Source organism: Ruegeria sp. SCP11 (assembly GCF_040329455.1).
Lineage (GTDB): Bacteria > Pseudomonadota > Alphaproteobacteria > Rhodobacterales > Rhodobacteraceae > Ruegeria > Ruegeria atlantica_E.
This window is the reverse complement of the sequence record NZ_JBDZYG010000010.1, coordinates 12,373-31,473: the sequence shown is the minus strand read 5'-3', so window position 1 is coordinate 31,473 and position 19,101 is coordinate 12,373. Positions and strand designations below refer to the sequence as shown.

Genomic DNA, 19,101 nt, shown 5'->3' with positions numbered 1-19,101 from the left:
CCGAATTCTGGTGTTTCAACTTACATGGCAAATGGAAGTCTGCTCGTGCGCCAGACAGCGCACGAGCATTTGACTTCACAAATGTGGATTCGCGATTTCTCGGCGCAACATTCTCAGAAGAGACCATATCATCACGATAATCGCGATTGCGAATGGACTGCCTGCAACGATCGACGCTGCCTGAAGCCCCTTGAGGCCGCCGCTCATCAACAAGACCATCGCCAACGACCCAAGAAACAATCCACAAATCACCTTGAGGCCCGGCTTGGGTTCATATTCCCCCTTCGCCATCTGCATCGCCACGAAGAACGAAGCTGAATCCGCTGAGGTCACCAGGAATACGGCCATGTTTATGAACACGACATAGCTCAGAACGGTGGACCATGGCATGGCTTCCAGCAAGACATAGATACCAGCCCCGACATCTGCTTGCACAGCCTCCCAAATCTCAAGCGTGCCGTTCGTTTCGTAGTATATGGCCGACCCGCCGACGACACTGAACCAAACAATACCGATAGCTGTCGGAACTATGACCGCGCCCAATACGTATTCCCGGATGGTGCGCCCCCGTGAGATACGAGCGATGAAACCACCGGTGAAAGGTGCCCAGCTGGTAGCCCAAAGGATAAAGAACACTGTCCACCAGTTCAGCCAGCCGCTTTTACCGATCGGGTCAGTCCAAAAAGACATGTAGGCAAAGTTGCTGATATACCCGCCGACATCATGGACCATGTAATTCAAAAGGTCCGTGGTCGGTCCAAATATAAGGATGATAGATCCCCAAATAATGGCCGTGATAACATTGAAGTTGCTCAGATACTGGATGCCGCGCTTCAAGCCCGACATCGCAGAGAAGATGTATAGTGCAATAAGCGCTGTCATGAGTATTAGCTTGCCGCCGGTGCCGATCTCGACCCCGAACAGATGCGAGATACCGTAGTTGAGCGAAATGATCCCGAAGCCTAGCGTCGTGGAAACACCGCCGATCGTGGCGAAAGCCCCAAGAAAATCCAGCAATTTCGCCCATAGACTATCCTGCGTCCGCTCGCCCAACAGGCCGTAGAGCGAAATTCCTATGGTCATTGGCTTTCCATAGCGGAATGCCGGGAATGCGATACACAGCCCGACAATCGAATAGATCATCCAAGTGTGAAATCCCCAGTGCAACGTCGCGATATTGAGAGCGATGGGTAACGCCTCAGGCGTTCCCGGTTCAGCGAGGTAAGGGGTTTGCATGTAGTGATAAAGTGGTTCCGCAACGGCCCAGAGGATGTATCCAACGCCGATACCACAGCTGAACAGCATTGCGACCCAAGAGAAGAAACTGAACTCGGGCTTTTCATCCGCCGCACCCAACGTCAGATTGCCATAGCGACTGAATGCGATGCCAAACCCAATGACGATATAAGCAGCGGTGGCGAACAGATAAAACCATCCGAAGCTTTCCGAGAGGTAATCCTTTACGGTGCCAGACACGCCCTCCAATGTATCGGGACTGCTGATGCCGACTGCGACCACGCAAAGCGTAAACGCAGCTGTCGCCCAGAACAGCTTGTGGTCGATCTCTCCGACCAAACTGCTCCAATACCCACCAGCAGCGCGTGGCGGTGCCTCGGTTGTTTCAGTCATTTTACGCGTCCTCCCTGGACCCAAACCAGCCCTGACTCTGCAGGAATCTGGAAGTTGTTTCCCATTCCAATCACGCTGCTTTGCAACTTGGCCTACGACTGCGATGGCAGAACTAAAGGACAACCCTTCCCTCCCAAGAAGTGCCCGCTCTTTCCGTCTGGGTGATTTCCCACACAATGTTGTCGCACCAAACGCCACAGCGCTTGGTCGACAGTTATTGAACATTCTGCTAATTCGGATAAATGCGCAGTATATGAAGTTCACTTCGGAAGATTGAGAAGTAATGAAATCCAACAAGCAAATCAGCTTCGGTAAAGTCAGCGACGCTGATCTGCGTCTGTTGCGGATTTTTGCGACCATTGTGGAAAGCGGCGGCTTCAGTGAAGCGCAGGCGGAGTTAAACACTGCACCCTCGACTATCAGCACATACATGGCGAATTTGGAGCGTCGCCTTGGACTGCGACTATGCAGCCGCGGCCGCCGCGGATTTCAACTGACCGAAAGCGGCCGGGTTGTGTATGACGAATTAGACAAACTGTTTGGCGCGCTTAGAGATTTCGAGTCAGCCGTAGCTACAATGCGTGGTCAATTGGCTGGTGACGTCCGCGTGGGCATTGTCGACAATTCCATGCTCGACCCTTCCACGCGCATTCCGAACATTCTGCTGCGGTTTCGGGATCGGTACCCACAATCACATCTTACTGTCGAAGTAATGTCGCCAACTCAGATAGAAGAGGCGGTACTGGAGGGCAAAGTCGACATTGGCGTCGCTGTTTTTCACCGCCGCAAACCTGGCCTCGATTATCTGACATCATTCTCCGAAACTCTGGACCTTTATTGCGGTGCCGATCATCCGTTATACGATGTCGCTCCTGAAGGGCTGTCACCGAGCGACCTCGCCGGAGTCGGCTTTGCGCGTGGTATTCACGTCCCCGTACTGCCCCAAGCCGCCGTCGAGTTCCTTGCCGAACCAAGTGCAACGGCTCATCAAGCAGAGGGGCTCGGATTTCTGATCTTATCGGGCCGGTTCATAGGGTATCTGCCGCGCCGTTATGCCGAAATATGGGTTGAGCGGGGTCAAATGCGTCCGCTCTTACCGGACAAATTCAGCTGCGATGTCACATTTAGTATTTTCACTAGAAAAGGCGGGGAGCGGACACCCGTCATTCAGGCCTTTTTGGAAGAGATCGGAAGTAACAGCCAATCTTAGCGTTCACACCGTTTGTGTCGCACGTTTTTGCTCCGCTCATAGGCAACGAACCACTGAATCCAATTAACCTACGACGTTAGTTAAAGCCGACAGCCTGAACATCCAACTGATTGGCGCCGGACGTGTGAACAAGATTACCGCTTCTTAGGGGCAAGAGCTGTGCGACCGCGAGCGTCCAGCATCCAGCACTCACCATATTCAAAAACCACGGTCGTGAGATTGTGCCCATAGCCCGCGCCGGTATCAATATTGATACGATTGCCATGATGTTCGGGAACAGAGACATGACTGTGCCCATGAACGACCAGCCATGGGTGCTGATCCTGGTGACTTAGAAACTCATCTCGAATCCAGATCAGATCGTCATGGTCTTGCTCATCCAACGACACACCTGGCCGGATGCCTGCATGCACAAAGAGGATGTCTTCCGTCCGGTGAAACAGGCTCAACCCGTTCAGGAAGTCGATGTGGACCTGCGGCACAACCTGTTTTGCTTGAGCGTGGACTTGATAGATCCGGTCTTTGTCTGTGACCTCAACCCCATAGGATTTTAAGGTTTCGGTGCCCCCAATACGTGGGTGCAGCCAGTGATAACCGACCAGCAGACGGGCATCGTTACGCGGGTAATCTTCAAGAAACATCGCGCACATCTGATCGTGATTGCCACGCAGGAAGATCCAGTTTTTGCCCTCGGCCTGACCTTTGACCAGAAGGTCGAGAACTTCGCGGCTATGAGCACCACGGTCGGTGTAGTCACCGATGAACACCACTTTGGCGTCAGGCCCGCCATCCTGTTCGATCCGGGCAATCGCATCTTCGAGCATTCCCAGCTGGCCGTGGATATCTCCGATGGCGTAAATGGGTTCAGGCATAATTTCCTTCCGGGTGTCTGAGGCCACTGAAGGGCATCAATCGGACCAGTTGATCTGGAAGTTCTCACGAAAGGCGAAGCGGACCAGGTGGGTTTCAATCACTTCCTGCCATTTGGCCAGATTGCCCCGAGGTCCTGTAGTTGCCGTGACGGTCAGGCTATTGTCATCCGCAGTTAATGCCACCCGGTTACCGCCGGGGAACGAGACGCTGCCCTGTGTTGGGTCGAACGAAACCTCGGCCTTATGGGACCAGTGTTTGCAAAGCTGCTGCAGGTATTTGCTGGCCGCTGCAGTTTGCACCACGCCCGACGCGGATTGATCCGGCAAAAGGCTCAACCCAGCTTCGGCGGCGCCGCGAATAGCGTTTGCAAACAGTGTGACGTCGATATTAGTGGCCACGAAAGTTGCGCCCAGATCAAGGCACTTGCGCTGCATCTCAGGATCAAGCGTCAAGATTCCCGCCGCTTTGCCCGCTGCAACAATTCGGGTGATGGCGTCCAGAACCGCTTCGACGACCTCTGGGTGACCTGCATTGCCGATATGGCCCATATCGGCGGCAAGGTCTGAAGGGCCGATAAAGACACCATTCACGTCAGTCTCCAGAATATCTTCCAGCGCCTGTAGCCCGATCCGGTTTTCCACCTGCACCAACAGACAAATCTGTTCATCCGCTGTTTTCAGATAGTCCGGGATCGCCGCAAAACGCGACGCCCGCGCTAAAGCCGAACCTACTCCACGCACCCCGTGCGGCGGGTATTGCACCGCGCGCACCAGTTCGCGTGCCTGATCACCACTTTCGACCATCGGCACAAGAATGTTCTGAACGCCCGCATCGAGATATTGCTTGATCATCCAGGTCTCACCAATCGGTAAACGCGCAACTGCCGTACTTCCTGTACCTTCGATCACCTGCACCTGTTCGAGGATCGAGCGCAGATCGTTTGGCGCGTGTTCCCCGTCAACCAGCAACCAGTCAAACTGCGCAGTCGCAGCGATCTCGGCAGCATAGGAGTTGGCCAGTCCGACCCAACAGCCGATCTGGGGGTTGCCCGCCTTAAGCGCGGCCTTGAATGTGTTCTGTGGCGCAGGCATGAGCGCTCCTTTACGCGAAGTAGATGTCGACCGAACCGAAGGGGCCGAAATCCGCGTGGATTTCGGTGCCCGAGGGGCATTCGACCGGGCGGATGAAGCTGCCGGACAGGATCACCTGACCGGGTTCAATGCTTTGGCCATACTGCGCCATACGGCGGGCAAGCCAGACGACACTTTCAACCGGGTCGTTTAGAACGCCTGCGCCCAGACCAGTTTCCTCAATCTCGCCATTTCGGAAGGTCAGCGCGCCAACCCAGCGCAGGTCGAAGGCATCGACCGCATGGCGTTCGGCGCCCAATACGATGCCCGCATTGGCGGCATTGTCGCTGATCGTATCGAACACAGTGCGCGCCTTGCCGGTCTCAGGGTCCACGCGCTGAATACGCGTATCGAGAATTTCAATCGAAGGAGTGACGTAGTCGGTCGCGGTGATGATGTCGTCACGGGTGACGTTCTCTCCCCCCACGGCAGATTTCATCACAAAGGCGATTTCGGCCTCGATCCGCGGCTGGATGAAACGGCCAGCTGGTACAGTGCCGCCATTCTCAAACGCCATATCATCGAACAGTATCCCGCTGTCGGGGATGTCTATGTTTAGCGCATACTGCATGGCTTTTGAGGTCAGCCCGATCTTCCAGCCGATCACCTTGCGCCCCTCGGCCAATTTCTGGCGATAGATGGCGTTTTGCACTTCGTAAGCGTCGTCCATTCCCATTTCGGGATGGCGCAGAGTCAGCAGGCCTATCTGTTCGCGGGATTGTTCGGCTTTCAACAGTTCGGCTGCCGCGCGGGCGTGATCCTCGGGCGTCATACCAGTTCGTCCTCGATTGTGTTTCGCAGGGTACCGAAGCCTGCGACCGAGATCTCGACCACATCACCAGGGACCAAGTATTTCGGCGGGTCGAACCGCGCGCCTGCGCCAGTGGGCGTACCGGTGACTATGATGTCGCCAGGCTGTAGGGTCATGAAGGTCGATATATATTCGATCTCACGCCGGATCGGGAACATCATGCGGTTTAGCGTATCGTCCTGACGCAGTTCCCCGTTTACATGGGTCTGAATGCGTGCGTCGTCCAGTTGGGCGGCGTTGGTGAAGGGCACCAGCCAAGGGCCGATCGCACCGGTATTGTCCCAGTTCTTACCCTGCGTGACATTGAACTTGGCGTGGCGCACCCAGTCGCGGATCGTGCCTTCATTACAAAGCGTCAGCGCAGCAATGTGATCATAAGCATCGTCCTGAGAAATCCGGCGGCCCGTTTTACCAATCACGATGGCCACTTCGCCTTCGTAATCGAGAGTATGGTTTTCCGGCGGGCGGACAAGCGGGCGGTCATGGCCGGTAAAGCCGCTGGCAAAGCGCGGGAACAGCGACATGTATTTCGGCTGGTCACTGCCATCCTTATATTCGGCGTTCCGATCAGGGAAATTCACGCCAACACAAAGGATACGGCGGGCATCCGGCATAACCATCTCATAGATGAAATCCGTATGCGTGACGGGCTTGCCCTCAGCAGCCAGGGCCAGTTGATCAAAGGCCCCTGCGGCAATCACCTCGAAAAGGCTTGCGTGAGCTGGGAAAGCGTCATTCAGGGCAATCGCACCTGCGTCAGTGATTGCGCCGAAAAAGGTTTCACCATTGGCGGTGTAGGTTGCAAAGCGCATCAGGCCTCCTCGGCGGCGTTGATCCCGCCCATGCACAGGTATTTGAGTTCCATGAAGTCATCCAGACCGTAGCGCGAACCCTCGCGACCCAGCCCCGACATCTTGACCCCGCCAAAGGGGGCCTCGGCAGTTGAGATCAGACCGGTATTGATGCCGACCATGCCATATTCCAGGGCCTCGGACACACGCCAGACGCGAGCGAGATCGCGTGAGTAGAAATACGACGCAAGACCAAACTCGGTATTATTGGCTGCGGCCACGACTTCGGATTCAGTGTCGAATTTGAACAGAGGTGCGACCGGACCGAATGTCTCTTCGGTGGCCACGGCCATATCGGCAGTCACATCGGTCAGAATGGTCGGTTCGTAAAAGGTGCCGCCCAATGCGTGTGGTTTGCCGCCCAACGTCACCTTCGCGCCTTTTGCGGTGGCGTCAGCGACATGTTCGGTCACTTTTTCCACGGCCGCCTGATCTATCAGTGGACCAAATATAATGCCCTCGTCAAACCCATTTCCTGTGGGCATTGTCGCCAACTTTGCGGCCAGCTTTTCGGCAAAGGCGTCATAGACACCGGCCTGTACATAGATGCGGTTGGCGCAGACGCAGGTCTGGCCGTTGTTGCGGAACTTGGCGATCACGGCGCCTTCGACGGCAGCGTCCAGATCGGCGTCGTCGAAGACGATAAAGGGCGCGTTGCCGCCCAGTTCCAACCCCAGTTTCTTGATCGTTGGCGCGCACTGCGCATAGAGCATCGCGCCGATCTCAGTCGAGCCGGTAAAAGTCAGTTTTTGCACGATCTTGCTTGAGGTCATTTCACCACCGATGGCGCGCGCCGAGCCGGTGACGACCGAGAACAGGCCCGCGGGCAGACCGGCTCGATCCGCCAGCACCGCCAGTGCAATGGCCGAGAACGGGGTTTGGCTAGCTGGTTTCAGCACCATCGAACACCCGGCAGCAAAGGCCGGGCCGGCCTTGCGGGTGATCATGGCGTTGGGAAAGTTCCACGGTGTGATCGCTGCGACCACCCCGATCGGTTGCTTGACGGTGATGATACGTTTGTCCGGTGCGTGACCGGGGGTGATATCGCCATACGCGCGACGGGCCTCTTCGGCGAACCACTCAATGAAGCTGGCGCCATAGGCAATCTCGCCCTTGGCTTCGGCCAAAGGTTTACCTTGTTCGGCAGTCAGGATGGCGCCCAGATCCTCTTGGTTTTCCATCATCAGATCATACCAACGACGCAGGATCTGACTGCGCTCTTTGGCTGTGCGCTTAGCCCAACCTATCTGGGCGCGCTGCGCATCGGCAATCGCTTCGGCGGTTTCAGCAGAACCCAAATTGGGCACTCGGCCAATCAACTCGCCCGTGGCCGGGTTGGTCACATCCAATGAGGTTGCAACCTCGGACGCAGTAACCCACCTAGACCCCACCCGCGCGGCTTCAACCAGCAGCGAGGGATCATTCAAATGCAATTCTGTCATATGGTACGTTCCTATGTTCCGGCCTCAGACCGAAAAGCTGATATTGGCCTGACCTGTGCCGGAGCTTCCGAAATAGGGCGTGTAGATGTCGATCTTGCCATTGTAGCTGCCCCAACCTAGAGCACCGAACAGAAGGGCGGTGTCGTTCATGGCGCATTCGCCAGCGCATTTCTTGGCGTAGTCGGGCAGAAGCTCGAGGAATTCCTCGAAGCGGCCCTGCTCCCACAGCTCCAGAACGCGCAGGTCCATCTGCCGATTGAACTCACCGTTGACCGAGTTCAGCCCGTCTTGTGAACGTTCGTTGGGCGAAAAGTCATGGCTGAGCGAACCCGAGGCCAAAATCGAGACATTGCGCCCGGACCGCCGGATGCCCTCGGCAATGGCCTCGCCCCAGACCCGGTTTTCGGCAATGGACGAGAATTGGTTGACCGCGACCGGCAGGACGCGTGCGTTGACCCCGTCATTGATGAAATGCATCGGCAGAAGGGTGCCGTATTCCATACCCATATCGGGGTGGGAATGGCCAAGGGCACGTTCTCCTCGCTCTCTCAGAACGTCAAGAATGGTTTCTCCCAGCTCGTGATCACCGCGATAGTCGAACTCCATATCCGCCAGCATGTGCGGCAGTTCGTGACTGATAAAACGGCCCTTGTGATGCTCTTTCGTGTTCAGGTGAAAACCCTGATTGGTGATCCAGTGCGTGTCGAAAATGACGAAGGTGTCGACCTTGCGGTCAATCGCATCCTGACGCAGGCGCGCATATCCATCGATGGCAGATTGGCGGATGCCTTTGTATTTCGGCATCGTGTGGGACATCCAGATACTTGGCACGTGCGTAATCTTCGCAGCCTGTACAATCTTTCCCATGATCCTCTCCTCTCCATAAATGCGTTGCGCGCCTGTCAGCCCGTTCAGGTCACCGGGAAGATTACGTTGGTCTGTCCGGTGCCGGAGGACGGGAAATATTCGGTGACAACCTCGCATTTCGCATCATACCTGTCCCATCCCAGTGCGCCGTAGAGCATGGCAGTGTCGTGCATCGACCCTTCGCCGCAGCAGAAATTGGCGTACTCGCCCAGCATTTTTAGGAATGTCGCGTGATCTCCGGCCTGCCACATATCCAGAACATGCAGGTCCACCTGGCGGTTGAATTCCGAACTGATGGTGAATGTACCATTGTTTGCGACATAATCCTTGTTTGGCCAGATTTTGTGGCTCAGCGATCCGGACGCGACCAGCAGAACCTTGCTGTCGCTGGCCTCCACCGCCTCGCGGATGGCTTCGCCGACAAGGCGGCTTTCCTCATGGCTGTGAACGGTGCACCAGGCAGCAATCGATACCACCTTGAAGTCCGCCTCGCGGCTCATGAAACGCATCGGAACAAGGGTGCCGTATTCCAGTTCCAGACTGTCCACCTGATGGCTGAGCGTGTGTACGCCCTTTTTCGTTGCGATATCGGCAATGGCATCCCCAAGCGTCGGGTCGCCATCATATTCGTAAGGCAGGTCCTTGATGAATTGCGGGAATTCATTCGAGGTAAACAGGCCCTCGAAATGCTTGTTCGCGTTGATGTGGAAACCGGCATTGACGACCCAATGCGTGTCGCAGATCACCACCGTATCGGCGCCCAATTCCTTTGCGCGCCGTGCAATTTCCCGATGCCCGTCGATTGCTGTTTGACGCGCGCCTTTGACCGGGCCTTCCTGCTCGGACATCAGCATGGTCGGCACATGGGTCATTTTGGCTGCGAGAACGATTTCTCCCATATTCTCCTCCTAGAGGTTGAGGTATGCGCGTTTCCAGATTCTGTTGAGGCAGGCTGTTACAGCTTACCCAGTTGCATGATCTTGTGCTGACCGGTGGCAAAGCCGACGTGCTTTTGCTCCATATAGAACTCGAACGACCAGTCACCGCCGTCACGTCCGATGCCCGATGCTTTGACGCCACCAAACGGCGTGGGCAGGTGACGGACATTTTCCGAATTCACCCAGATCATCCCAGCCTCAAGCTTGTCAGTAAAGCGCAGTGCTCGGGTCAAGTCGTTGGTCCAGACATAGCCGGTCAAGCCATAGGGCGTGTCGTTGGCAATCTCCAGCGCCTCATCCTCGCTAGAGAACGGGATCGAGGTCAGGACCGGGCCAAATATCTCTTCCCGTGCGATACGCATTTGGTTGTTGGCGTTGGTGAACAGGGTCGGGCGCACGAAATAACCTTCTTCCCCCACCTTCACACCACCAGCGGCGACGGTCGCGCCGTCCTCTTCAGCGATGTCGAAATAGCTGGTCACCTTGTTGTAGTGCTCTTCTGTCACCAACGGGCCAATCTCGGTAGCCGGGTCCAGCGGGTGGCCGACCTTGATGTTGTTCACACGTTCGACCAGTTTGGCCTCGAACTCTTCCTTGATGGTGTCCTGTACCAGCAGACGCGAGGATGACGTGCAGCGTTCGCCGTTGATCGAGTAGATCATGAAGATCACCGCATCCAGTGCCCGATCCAGATCGGCATCGTCGAACACGATGACCGGGTTCTTACCGCCCAGTTCCAGATGCATCCGCTTGAGCGTGTCGGCACCTTGCTTGGTGATAATACTGCCGGTGCGGCTTTCTCCGACAAAGGCGATGGCCTTGATCAGCGGATGCTCGGTCAGCGCTTTGCCGGCGTCGGGGCCAAAGCCGTTGACGGTGTTTAACACGCCCTTGGGCAGACCGGCCTCTTCGGCGATTTCCACCAGCAGGCGGGCGGACAGAGGACTGTCCTCTGCCGGCTTGTGAACCACGGTGCAACCTGCGGCCAACGCCGGCGCAATCTTCCAGGTCGACAGCATGAACGGCGTGTTCCACGGGGTGATCACGCCCACTGGACCAATCGGCACGCGGGTCGTAACGTTCATCAGGGTCGGCGATTTCAAGTGCTGGCCGTCGCGCGCCTGCACAACCTGATCCGCGAAGTAACGAAAATTCTCTGCCCCGCGCAGCGCTGCCTTGGACATGAACCGCAGGGTCTGCCCTGTGTCCCAGCATTCACACAGCGCGATTTCCTCGGCGCGCGCCTCAATGGCGTCGGCCACATTCAGCAGAATGCGACGGCGTTCGTTGGCGGGCATGTCGCGCCATTCGGCAAAGGCGGCGTGGGCAGCCTTAGCTGCGGCGTCTATGTCGTCCGCCGTGCCATGCGCCACGTCGCAGATCACCGATTTATCGACCGGTGATGTGGACTGAAACACACCTGCCGCCCCGTTGCGATCCTCTCCGGCAATGCGGTTCTTGATGCCTGTCTCTTTAAAGCGCGCCAAGAAACCCGCCAGTTTATCGATGTTTGTATCCAGTGCGCTCATGCTTCAGGTCTCCTGGGTATTCGCAGCCAAATGGTCCCGGATCGTGCCGGTCTTGGGCGAAAGGTTCGGGTCGATGTCGCGCATCTCAAGCGAGAGCGCGATGGAATGCTGCAAGAGGGCCGGTGTCAGATACGCCTTGACCACGTCAAAAATACGGGCAGTGGCGTTCTGTTTAACCTCGTCGGGCCGCCCGGCGCGCAGACGGATCGAAATGTCGATGAACCCATGCGCGGAATTGCCGTCTGCAATGGCGTAGTGGTCGACCTTCGTGGCGCGGACGCGAATGCCCGGCATTGGAAAGGTGTCGATACCAGCCGCAGTTGCCCGGATGCACTCACACAGGCCAGCCATGTCGATCTTGTCTTCCAGATTTCCGGAATATTCGACGTGAAAATGTGGCATGCGCCCTCCTTTATTTGTTAACATGTTTACTATTTTAAATCGCCGCTGTCAAGTGCTTGCTTTGTTAATCTTTGCAATTTCAGAAATGGCATTCTAGAAGACCGCATGAACACTCAAAGTCACACAAAGAGCACCGCACGCTCTCTTCCGATTGCGTTGCTGCGCGCCCGCGAAACCGTCATGGCCCCCGTGCGCGACATGCTGCAGGGCATTCAATTGACCGAACAGAAGTGGCGTATCCTGCGCGTGTTGGACGAGTTGGGCGAAGTTGAGCAAAGCACCATCGCGCACGAGGCCTGTCTGTTGTTGCCCAGCCTTACCCGCATCCTGCGCACGATGGAGGCCGAAGGCCAGATCACCCGCCGTCAGGACAACCAAGACAAGCGTCGCACAATGGTTCAAATCACCGATGAGGGTCGCCGGATTCTCGAAGAAAACCTTGCCACCTCACTGGCGATTTCCAACAATATCGAAGCGCAGATGGGTCGCGAAAAGCTCGACAACTTGCTGGACCTGCTCGAAGAATTGCAGGCGGTCAAAGTCTGACCCCGCCCAAACCGGACGAGGCCAGGTGAGCGGTAGTTAAAGAGTCGCCAGCCCGGTATCCAACGCGGACAGGATTTTGACCACGTCATCAGAGGTGATGATCAGCGGCGGCGACAAGATGATGTTGTTGCCGGACACGCGAACCATCACACCATCTTCATACGCCGCCTTTTGCACCTGCAGCGGCAAATGTTTGGCAATCGGGGCCTTGGTGGCGCTATCCGAGACCAACTCGAGCGCGCACATCAATCCCTCGCCACCGCGTACGTCTCCGATCACGTCGTATTCCTCGGCCAGTTTCTGAAGGCCGGCATAAAGCTCATCGCCCCGCGCGGCAGCGTTTTCCCAGACACGCAGACGGTTGATTTCCGACAGAGCTGCCAATGCAGCCGCCGCACCAACCGGATGTCCTGAATAGGTGTAACCCTGATCGACCGACGCCTGGCCGGTGGTATCATTTTCGAACACTTCGGCCACTTCACCCGAGATCATCGCTGCACCGAAAGGGAAGTATCCATTGGTAATGGCCTTGGCAGTGGTCATGATATCCGGCTGCACACCCCAATGCCGCGCACCGCTTTCACTACCGGTGCGGCCGAAGGCTGTGATGATCTCATCCGAGATCAGCAGAACACCGTGTTTCGAGCAGACCTCGCGCACCATCGGCATGAAGCTCTTGTGCGGCGGGATCACACCCCCTGCCCCCAGAACAGGTTCCATGATGAAAGCGGCGACAGTGTTCGCACCTTGGAACGCGATCTCGGCCTCCAGAGCTTTGACACAGAGTTGCGCCAGACGCTCAGGGTCGGTCTCATCGAACGGGTTGCGATATGTCCACGGGGCCGGAATGTGGAAACAGCCGGGCATCATCGGTTCGTAGGCGGAACGGAACTTCTGGTTGCCGTTGACCGAAGCGGCGGCGAAATGGGTGCCGTGATAGCCCTGTTTGAGGCTAATGAACTTGGTGCGGCCCGCCTCGCCACGTACTTTGTGATACTGACGCGCCAGTTTCAGCGCGATCTCGACCGAGTCCGATCCACCCGAGGTAAAGAAGGCGCGGGTCAACCCGTCTGGCGCAAAGAACTGCGCCAATTCATAGGACAGTTCGATGGCCTTGTCGTTGCTAGTGCCGCGAAAGGTCGAGTAATAAGGTAGTGCGTTCAACTGGTCAGCGATGGCCTGCTTCACCGGATCGCAGGAATAGCCCAGATTGACGTTCCACAACCCACCCACGGCATCCAGCGCCTTGTGGCCGTCAACGTCGATAATGCTGACCCCTTCACCTCCGGTCAGGATGGTCGGCGGGTTTTTCTGGCTGTCAGCCGGATGCGCCATCGGCTGCCAGAAATAACGGGCGTTGTTTTCCTTCAGAAAGTTGGAGTCTTTCATATCGCGGGTCTCCGGAGGTTTGTCCGCCCATCGGTCATGGGAGGAACTCGGTTGGAAAGGCCTCGGGCATCTGGCCGCCAAAATTCGCAGTCAGATCCTTCGAGAGGGTATTCAGTGCAGCTAGAATCTCGGGCAATCGCGCACTGGTGGCGCGAATCTCGGGCACGGCGATGGCGATGGTGCCTATGGCGATCTGGTCGATACCAAAAATCGGGGCAGCAAAACCGAATACGCCGTCTTCATAGCTGCCATTGCTGTTGGCCCAACCGGCCTGCTTGATATCCGTGACCCGCGCACGAATTTGCTCGGGATCGGTCAGAGTGGTTTCGGTAAAGCGCTTGTGCGGATCGGTATCCAGTCGTTCCAGCAGGAAACCTGGGCCAAAACTTAACATGCACAGGCCGGAGGCGGTGGCGTTGATTGGAATGATCTCGCTGGGGTCCAGGCTGACGCGCACGCTGTGCTTTGTGGTCTCAACCACCAGCGCGGTTTGCAGAGTATCTTTTTCCAGAAGCGTCAGATGCAGGCTTTCGCCAACCTCCTGCATAGCCGTCTGCATTTTCTGCCGGGCACCCTCCAGACCGGGGCGGGCGATTTCCCGAAGCGCCGCGAGCCGCAGGGCCGCTGGCCCGATAGAGTAGGATTTGGTTTGCGGATTCTGCTCGATCAGCCCGAATTCTTCCAGCGCGCGCAGGTGCCGAAGGGTGGTTGCCTTGTTCGAACCGGACAGGCGCGCAATGTGACTCAGGCCAATTTCCGGCTGCGAGCTTGAAAATAAATCCAGCATTTTTAGGGCTTTAAGTGCGGTACCCATGTGTTTTACGTCCTCTCGCTTAGGTAATACTTGACAGAATGCACTTAACAAAGCAACATTAATATTGCTAACTCGGTTCAAGTATTGAACCACCACGGGAGGTGTCAATGAAGAAATTCCTTACAACCGCCGCCTTTGTCGCGTCAGCTACAACTGCACTGGCGGAGTATCCTGAGAAACCTGTAACCTTTGTTGTTCCATGGCCTCCGGGTGATTTGGAAGACGTGCTGACGCGTATGATTGCGGACGAGTTTCAGGCCATGTACGGCGTGCCAGCTGCAGTGGTGAACAAGCCAGGTGGCGGCGGCGGCCCGTTCCCAGGCGCGGTCGAGGTCGCGACCGCTCCGGGCGATGGCTACACCATCGGCTCATTCGTAATTGGCGTTCCGGTTATTGGACCAGAAATCGGAATACCCGAACTCAATCCGAACCCATTCGATCCCATCGGGATATTCCTAACCTATCCCTTCGTGATCGCATCCAGCAAAGATGCGCCGTTCTCGAACTGGGAAGAACTGGTGGAACACGGCAAAGAAAACGATGTGGCGCTTGGCCACTTCGGATCGGTCTTGCCACCCACTCAGGTCACCTTTGCGGCCGCAGTCAGCAGCGGCTTCGACTTTGCAAGCGAAGCAGCATTCGATGCGCTGGACTGCAACACGCTGGCGTCAGGTGACGTGGATGTGATCAATACAACTCTGCAGCTCGTTCTGCCCTGTCTCGATCAGGTGAACGTACTGGCCAGCATCGGTGGCGAACGGATTTCACTGGTTCCGGATACCCCCACGGTCGTTGAGATCAACCCGGACCTGCCGCTGGCATTGTGGAACGGCTTGTTCGTTCACAAGGATACGCCACCCGAGGCACGCGAAAAGATCACCGCTGCGGCCCAAAAGGCGCTGCAATCGGACACGGCCAAACAGCTTGCCGAGGAAACCGGAGCGCTGATCTACTGGCAGGATCCGGATGCTTCGAACGCGCAAATCGAACAGGATAAGGCTTCTTTCGCAACAATCGAAAAGATTCTGGGCGAATAAGCACCTGACGGGGCGCAGGCAGGTTACCTGCGCCCTGTTGCATGTCGGGGAGGGACATGATGATTGCAAAAACACTTCAGGACATGTTCAGAAGGTATCGCCGCCCCGGCGACATCGTCTTTGCCACTTTTTTCTTTGCGTTCGCGCTGTTTCTGCTTAGCAAATTGGGGACCGAAACCCAGGCGGTCAAACGTACCAAATGGTTTGCGCAGCCGGCGTTGTGGCCAACAGTGGCCATTTGGGGCATGGTGATATTCTCCGGCTTTCATTTGCTGGGCTCGTTTCTATCCCCCCGCATCCCTGGACGTTGGAGAGAACTCGCCTTCTGGCTGAATTCTCTGGAATACGTCATCTACTTCTTGATTTACGTAGTCGCAGTGCCGTGGCTGGGCTACCTGCCCTCGACTATGTTGTTTGCTGCCTTATTGGCCGTGCGTACCGGCTTCCAAACACCCGGCGCCATTAGCATTGCCCTTGCATTTGGAGCGGTCGTCGCCGTCGTGTTTCGGGCACTCTTACAGGTCAACATACCGGCAGGCAGGATGTACGAATATCTGCCTGACTCTGTGCGCGTTTTCGCGCTGACCTATCTGTGAGGTCGGCATGGACAATCTGATTTCCGGCTTTGCAATTCTGGCCCAATGGCAAGTCCTTGTTGCGCTTATCATCGGCTCGGTCGGTGGCGTAATCATCGGGGCGCTGCCCGGTGTCGGCGCCGCAGTGGCCATTGCGATCCTGCTGCCCGCCACCTTTGCTTTCGAACCCATTGTCGGTCTGACCCTGTTGCTGGGCATCTACGGCTCATCCATGTATGGCGGCGCGATCCCGGCCATTCTGATCAACACACCCGGCACCGCGGTAAACGCACTGACCACATATGACGGCTATCCCATGACCAAACGGGGCGAGGGCCATCGAGCGCTGTCGCTGGCCTATTCCGCGTCATTCTTCGGTGGCGTGTTCTCAATCATCTGCCTGATTGTCCTGTCACCGGTGCTCGCTTGGGTCGCTCCGCATTTCGGCAGCCGCGAGATATTCCTTGCCGCTTTCATGGGCGTCCTATTGGTAATCCTGGCCCATCGCGGTCAGACTTTCTCGGCCGCGATGCTGGCCTTTTTTGGCATCTTCCTCAGCACTGTCGGCTTGGAGCCGGTCAAATACACCAAGCGCTTTACCTTTGATCAAACCTGGCTGTCCTCAGGCGTGGATCTGATCGTTGTGGTTCTGGGCCTGTTCGCGATCAGTCAGGCCTTGCTGCTACTGATCGACAAGGAACACGCACCGGGAGAAGCCCACGTGCGCGGCAACATCTTTGCCGGACTCAAGGAACTGCTCGGCCTGAAACGTGTTGCCACCGTTTCTTCATCGCTGGGCGTGATCATGGGGATGGTGCCGGGCACGGGCGAGTTCACCTCGCAGTTCCTGTCTTACACCTACGCGCAAAAGACATCGAAAGACCCCGACAAGTTCGGTGATGGCTCGCCCGAGGGGCTGGTGGCGTCCGAGGCGGCCAACAACGCCGTACCCGGTGCGGCGATGATCCCTCTGCTGGCACTAGGTATTCCTGGTGAAGCGCTGACCGCGATGATGCTGTCGGTCTTCTATGTTCACAACGTGATCCCTGGCCCGCAGCTGTTTGCCGATCAACTGGATTTCGTCATGGCGCTTTACATGTCGCTGATCCTATTGAACGTGATCGTATTGGTGTTCCTGCTGTTCTCGACCAACCTGCTGCTGAAGATCATCCAGATCCCGACGCGCTTTCTGGGCATCATGATCCTGACCCTATCGTTTGTCGGCGTGTTCAGTCTGCGTAACTCGGTCACTGATTGTGCGATTGCAGCCGGGTTTGGCGTCTTCGGCCTGATCCTGAAGCGCCTGAACCTGCCGATTGTGCCGATCATTCTTGGCATGGTTCTGGGCGGTATCATGGAGGTCAAGCTGCGCAGCGCCATGGCACGGGTGAAAACACCACTTGATTTCATCGACCGGCCGATCGCCGCGATCCTGTTTGTCATGATCCTGGGCATCATCCTGCTGCATATCCGTACGCTGGTGCAGGAGCACAAGGAACGCATCAAGCCGCAGCCCGTTCTCGACGAAGACACAACTCAGCAAGGATAGCTCTCATGGATCAGTCCGCGATTGACACGCTGCGCGCGCAGGAGATTACCCCGCGCGGCCATTTCATCAACGGCGCGTTCCACGCCGGAGAGACGGGCGCGCAACATCAGGTGTTGTCACCGATCGACGGCCAGCCTCTGGCCCTCATCGCCGAGGGCAGCCCAGTAGACGTCAATGCGGCCGTGCAAGCAGCGCGGGTAGCTTTTGAAGATGGCCGCTGGTCACGCATGGCTCCGGCGAGACGCAAGAAAGTGCTGTTGAAATTGGCCGATCTGATCGAGGCACGCGCTTTGGAAATCGCCGTTCTGGGCGTGCGAGACAATGGGACCGAGATCAATATGGCCTACAAGGCCGAAGCTCTCTCGGCGGCAGCCACTTTCCGCTATTATGCCGAAGCTATCGACAAGATTTACGGTCAGGTTGCACCGACGGGCCATGACGTTCTGGGCCTTGTTCATCACGCTCCGGTTGGTGTCGTGGGGGCAATTGTTCCGTGGAATTTCCCCCTGATGATCGGCAGTTGGAAGATCGCTCCAGCGCTGGCGGCAGGCAATTCCGTTGTGTTGAAACCAGCAGAAAGTGCGTCGCTTAGTCTGCTGAAGATTGCGGAGCTGGCTGCTGAGGCCGGGGTGCCCGACGGGGTGTTGAACGTGGTGACCGGGCGAGGCTCGGTCGTGGGTGAAGCGCTGGCGCTGTCGATGGATGTGGACATTATGGTGTTTACCGGATCAGGCGCGACAGGGCGGCAGCTGTTGGAATACTCAGCGCGGTCGAACTTGAAACGCTGTTATCTGGAGTTAGGCGGCAAATCCGCCAATATCGTCTTTAACGACGCACCTGATCTAGCCGAAGCTGCCAAAGTTTCGGCGGCGGGGATATTCCGAAACTCAGGTCAGGTTTGCGTCGCGGGATCCCGGCTGCTGGTGCAGGAAGATATCTACGAAGATTTCGTTGCAGAAGTATCGCGCCACGCTGAGGCCTTCCGCGTCGGAGACCCGCTTGACCTGAACAGCCAGATCGGTGCGGTCCACAGCCTGACCGAACTGGAGGCAAATCTGGACTTCGTTTCCAAAGCCGAAGCCGAAGGGGCTGAACGCCGCACTGGCGGCGACCGAATACTGACCGAAACCGGGGGTTACTATATGGCCCCTACCGTAATGGCGGATGTGAAAGAGACCGACAACCTGTTCCAGAACGAGGTTTTTGGACCGGTTCTGGCCGTCACCCCGTTCAAGAACGAAGGCGAGGCGATCCGTCTGGCCAATGCAACCGTCTACGGTTTGGCGGGCGGTGTCTGGACCTCGAATCTCAGCCGCGCACATCGCATGGTTGCAGGGATAAAAACCGGCGTGGTGCATGTGAACACATATGGCGGGGCTGATCTGACCGTACCGTTGGGCGGCGTCGGCCAATCGGGCAACGGGCATGACAAATCCTTGCATGCGTTGGAAAAGTACTTCGATCTGAAAACGGCCTGGATCAAACTCTGATCCGTGAACGGGAGGGCAT

General features: G+C 56.8%; 18 protein-coding genes. 6 read left to right on the top strand and 12 right to left on the bottom strand.

Features of this window, described 5'->3' with window-relative positions:
• Positions 1–75 precede the first annotated feature (75 nt).
• On the bottom strand, positions 76–1,629 hold the full coding sequence (locus ABLN94_RS15915) for a BCCT family transporter (protein ID WP_352994031.1): 1,554 nt from the start codon (positions 1,627–1,629) through the stop codon (positions 76–78).
• A gap of 283 nt (positions 1,630–1,912) precedes the next feature.
• On the opposite strand from ABLN94_RS15915, the gene ABLN94_RS15910 reads away from it, so the two are divergent.
• Positions 1,913–2,839 (top strand): LysR family transcriptional regulator, encoded by a 927-nt coding sequence (locus ABLN94_RS15910; RefSeq protein ID WP_352994029.1) that lies wholly within the window; start codon positions 1,913–1,915, stop codon positions 2,837–2,839.
• 134 nt (positions 2,840–2,973) lie between these two features.
• Here ABLN94_RS15910 and ABLN94_RS15905 read toward each other — a convergent pair whose 3' ends face one another.
• The 9 genes from ABLN94_RS15905 to ABLN94_RS15865 are packed head-to-tail and all read right to left on the bottom strand — an operon-like array spanning position 2,974 to position 11,682.
• Positions 2,974–3,711: a metallophosphoesterase family protein gene (locus tag ABLN94_RS15905; protein WP_352994026.1), complete on the bottom strand. Its 738-nt coding sequence runs from the start codon at positions 3,709–3,711 to the stop codon at positions 2,974–2,976.
• Between the two features lie 36 nt (positions 3,712–3,747).
• Complete coding sequence (locus ABLN94_RS15900) at positions 3,748–4,803, bottom strand: aldolase/citrate lyase family protein (RefSeq protein WP_352994024.1); 1,056 nt, start codon at positions 4,801–4,803, stop codon at positions 3,748–3,750.
• Positions 4,804–4,813: 10 nt separating this feature from the next.
• On the bottom strand, positions 4,814–5,614 hold the full coding sequence (hpaH, locus tag ABLN94_RS15895) for a 2-oxo-hept-4-ene-1,7-dioate hydratase (RefSeq protein ID WP_352994022.1): 801 nt from the start codon (positions 5,612–5,614) through the stop codon (positions 4,814–4,816).
• Positions 5,611–6,465, bottom strand: coding sequence for a fumarylacetoacetate hydrolase family protein (locus ABLN94_RS15890; RefSeq protein WP_352994020.1), 855 nt, complete (start codon positions 6,463–6,465; stop codon positions 5,611–5,613). The genes hpaH and ABLN94_RS15890 overlap by 4 nt, the downstream gene beginning before the upstream one ends.
• Positions 6,465–7,946, bottom strand: a complete 1,482-nt coding sequence (locus tag ABLN94_RS15885; RefSeq protein WP_352994018.1) for an NAD-dependent succinate-semialdehyde dehydrogenase — start codon at positions 7,944–7,946, stop codon at positions 6,465–6,467. The genes ABLN94_RS15890 and ABLN94_RS15885 overlap by 1 nt, the downstream gene beginning before the upstream one ends.
• Positions 7,947–7,970: 24 nt before the next feature.
• Positions 7,971–8,813: a 3,4-dihydroxyphenylacetate 2,3-dioxygenase gene (gene hpaD, locus ABLN94_RS15880; protein ID WP_352994015.1), complete on the bottom strand. Its 843-nt coding sequence runs from the start codon at positions 8,811–8,813 to the stop codon at positions 7,971–7,973.
• Positions 8,814–8,857: 44 nt separating this feature from the next.
• Positions 8,858–9,712, bottom strand: coding sequence for a 3,4-dihydroxyphenylacetate 2,3-dioxygenase (gene hpaD / locus ABLN94_RS15875; protein WP_352994013.1), 855 nt, complete (start codon positions 9,710–9,712; stop codon positions 8,858–8,860).
• Positions 9,713–9,768: 56 nt separating this feature from the next.
• Positions 9,769–11,280 carry a 5-carboxymethyl-2-hydroxymuconate semialdehyde dehydrogenase gene (gene hpaE, locus ABLN94_RS15870; RefSeq protein WP_352994011.1) on the bottom strand — a complete coding sequence of 504 codons (1,512 nt, stop codon included), beginning with the start codon at positions 11,278–11,280 and terminating at the stop codon, positions 9,769–9,771.
• Between the two features lie 3 nt (positions 11,281–11,283).
• Complete coding sequence (locus ABLN94_RS15865; RefSeq protein ID WP_352994008.1) at positions 11,284–11,682, bottom strand: 5-carboxymethyl-2-hydroxymuconate isomerase; 399 nt, start codon at positions 11,680–11,682, stop codon at positions 11,284–11,286.
• A gap of 105 nt (positions 11,683–11,787) precedes the next feature.
• Between ABLN94_RS15865 and hpaR the strand changes: the two genes are divergently transcribed.
• Positions 11,788–12,228 (top strand): homoprotocatechuate degradation operon regulator HpaR, encoded by a 441-nt coding sequence (gene hpaR / locus ABLN94_RS15860; RefSeq protein WP_352994006.1) that lies wholly within the window; start codon positions 11,788–11,790, stop codon positions 12,226–12,228.
• A 36-nt stretch (positions 12,229–12,264) separates the two neighbouring features.
• Here hpaR and ABLN94_RS15855 read toward each other — a convergent pair whose 3' ends face one another.
• On the bottom strand, positions 12,265–13,617 hold the full coding sequence (locus tag ABLN94_RS15855; protein WP_352994003.1) for an aminotransferase class III-fold pyridoxal phosphate-dependent enzyme: 1,353 nt from the start codon (positions 13,615–13,617) through the stop codon (positions 12,265–12,267).
• 34 nt (positions 13,618–13,651) lie between these two features.
• The gene (locus ABLN94_RS15850) at positions 13,652–14,431 is read right to left on the bottom strand and encodes an IclR family transcriptional regulator (protein ID WP_352994001.1); all 780 of its coding nucleotides are present in this window, start codon (positions 14,429–14,431) and stop codon (positions 13,652–13,654) included.
• Between the two features lie 107 nt (positions 14,432–14,538).
• Between ABLN94_RS15850 and ABLN94_RS15845 the strand changes: the two genes are divergently transcribed.
• Genes ABLN94_RS15845 through ABLN94_RS15830 form a run of 4 tightly spaced genes read left to right on the top strand, consistent with a single transcriptional unit; the run spans position 14,539 to position 19,082 of the window.
• Positions 14,539–15,468: a tripartite tricarboxylate transporter substrate binding protein gene (locus tag ABLN94_RS15845; RefSeq protein WP_352993998.1), complete on the top strand. Its 930-nt coding sequence runs from the start codon at positions 14,539–14,541 to the stop codon at positions 15,466–15,468.
• Positions 15,469–15,524: 56 nt separating this feature from the next.
• A complete protein-coding gene (locus ABLN94_RS15840; protein ID WP_352993995.1) occupies positions 15,525–16,064 on the top strand; it encodes a tripartite tricarboxylate transporter TctB family protein in 540 nt (179 codons plus the stop codon).
• 7 nt (positions 16,065–16,071) lie between these two features.
• Positions 16,072–17,592 carry a tripartite tricarboxylate transporter permease gene (locus ABLN94_RS15835; RefSeq protein ID WP_352993992.1) on the top strand — a complete coding sequence of 507 codons (1,521 nt, stop codon included), beginning with the start codon at positions 16,072–16,074 and terminating at the stop codon, positions 17,590–17,592.
• 5 nt (positions 17,593–17,597) lie between these two features.
• On the top strand, positions 17,598–19,082 hold the full coding sequence (locus ABLN94_RS15830) for an aldehyde dehydrogenase (protein WP_352993988.1): 1,485 nt from the start codon (positions 17,598–17,600) through the stop codon (positions 19,080–19,082).
• Positions 19,083–19,101 lie beyond the last annotated feature (19 nt).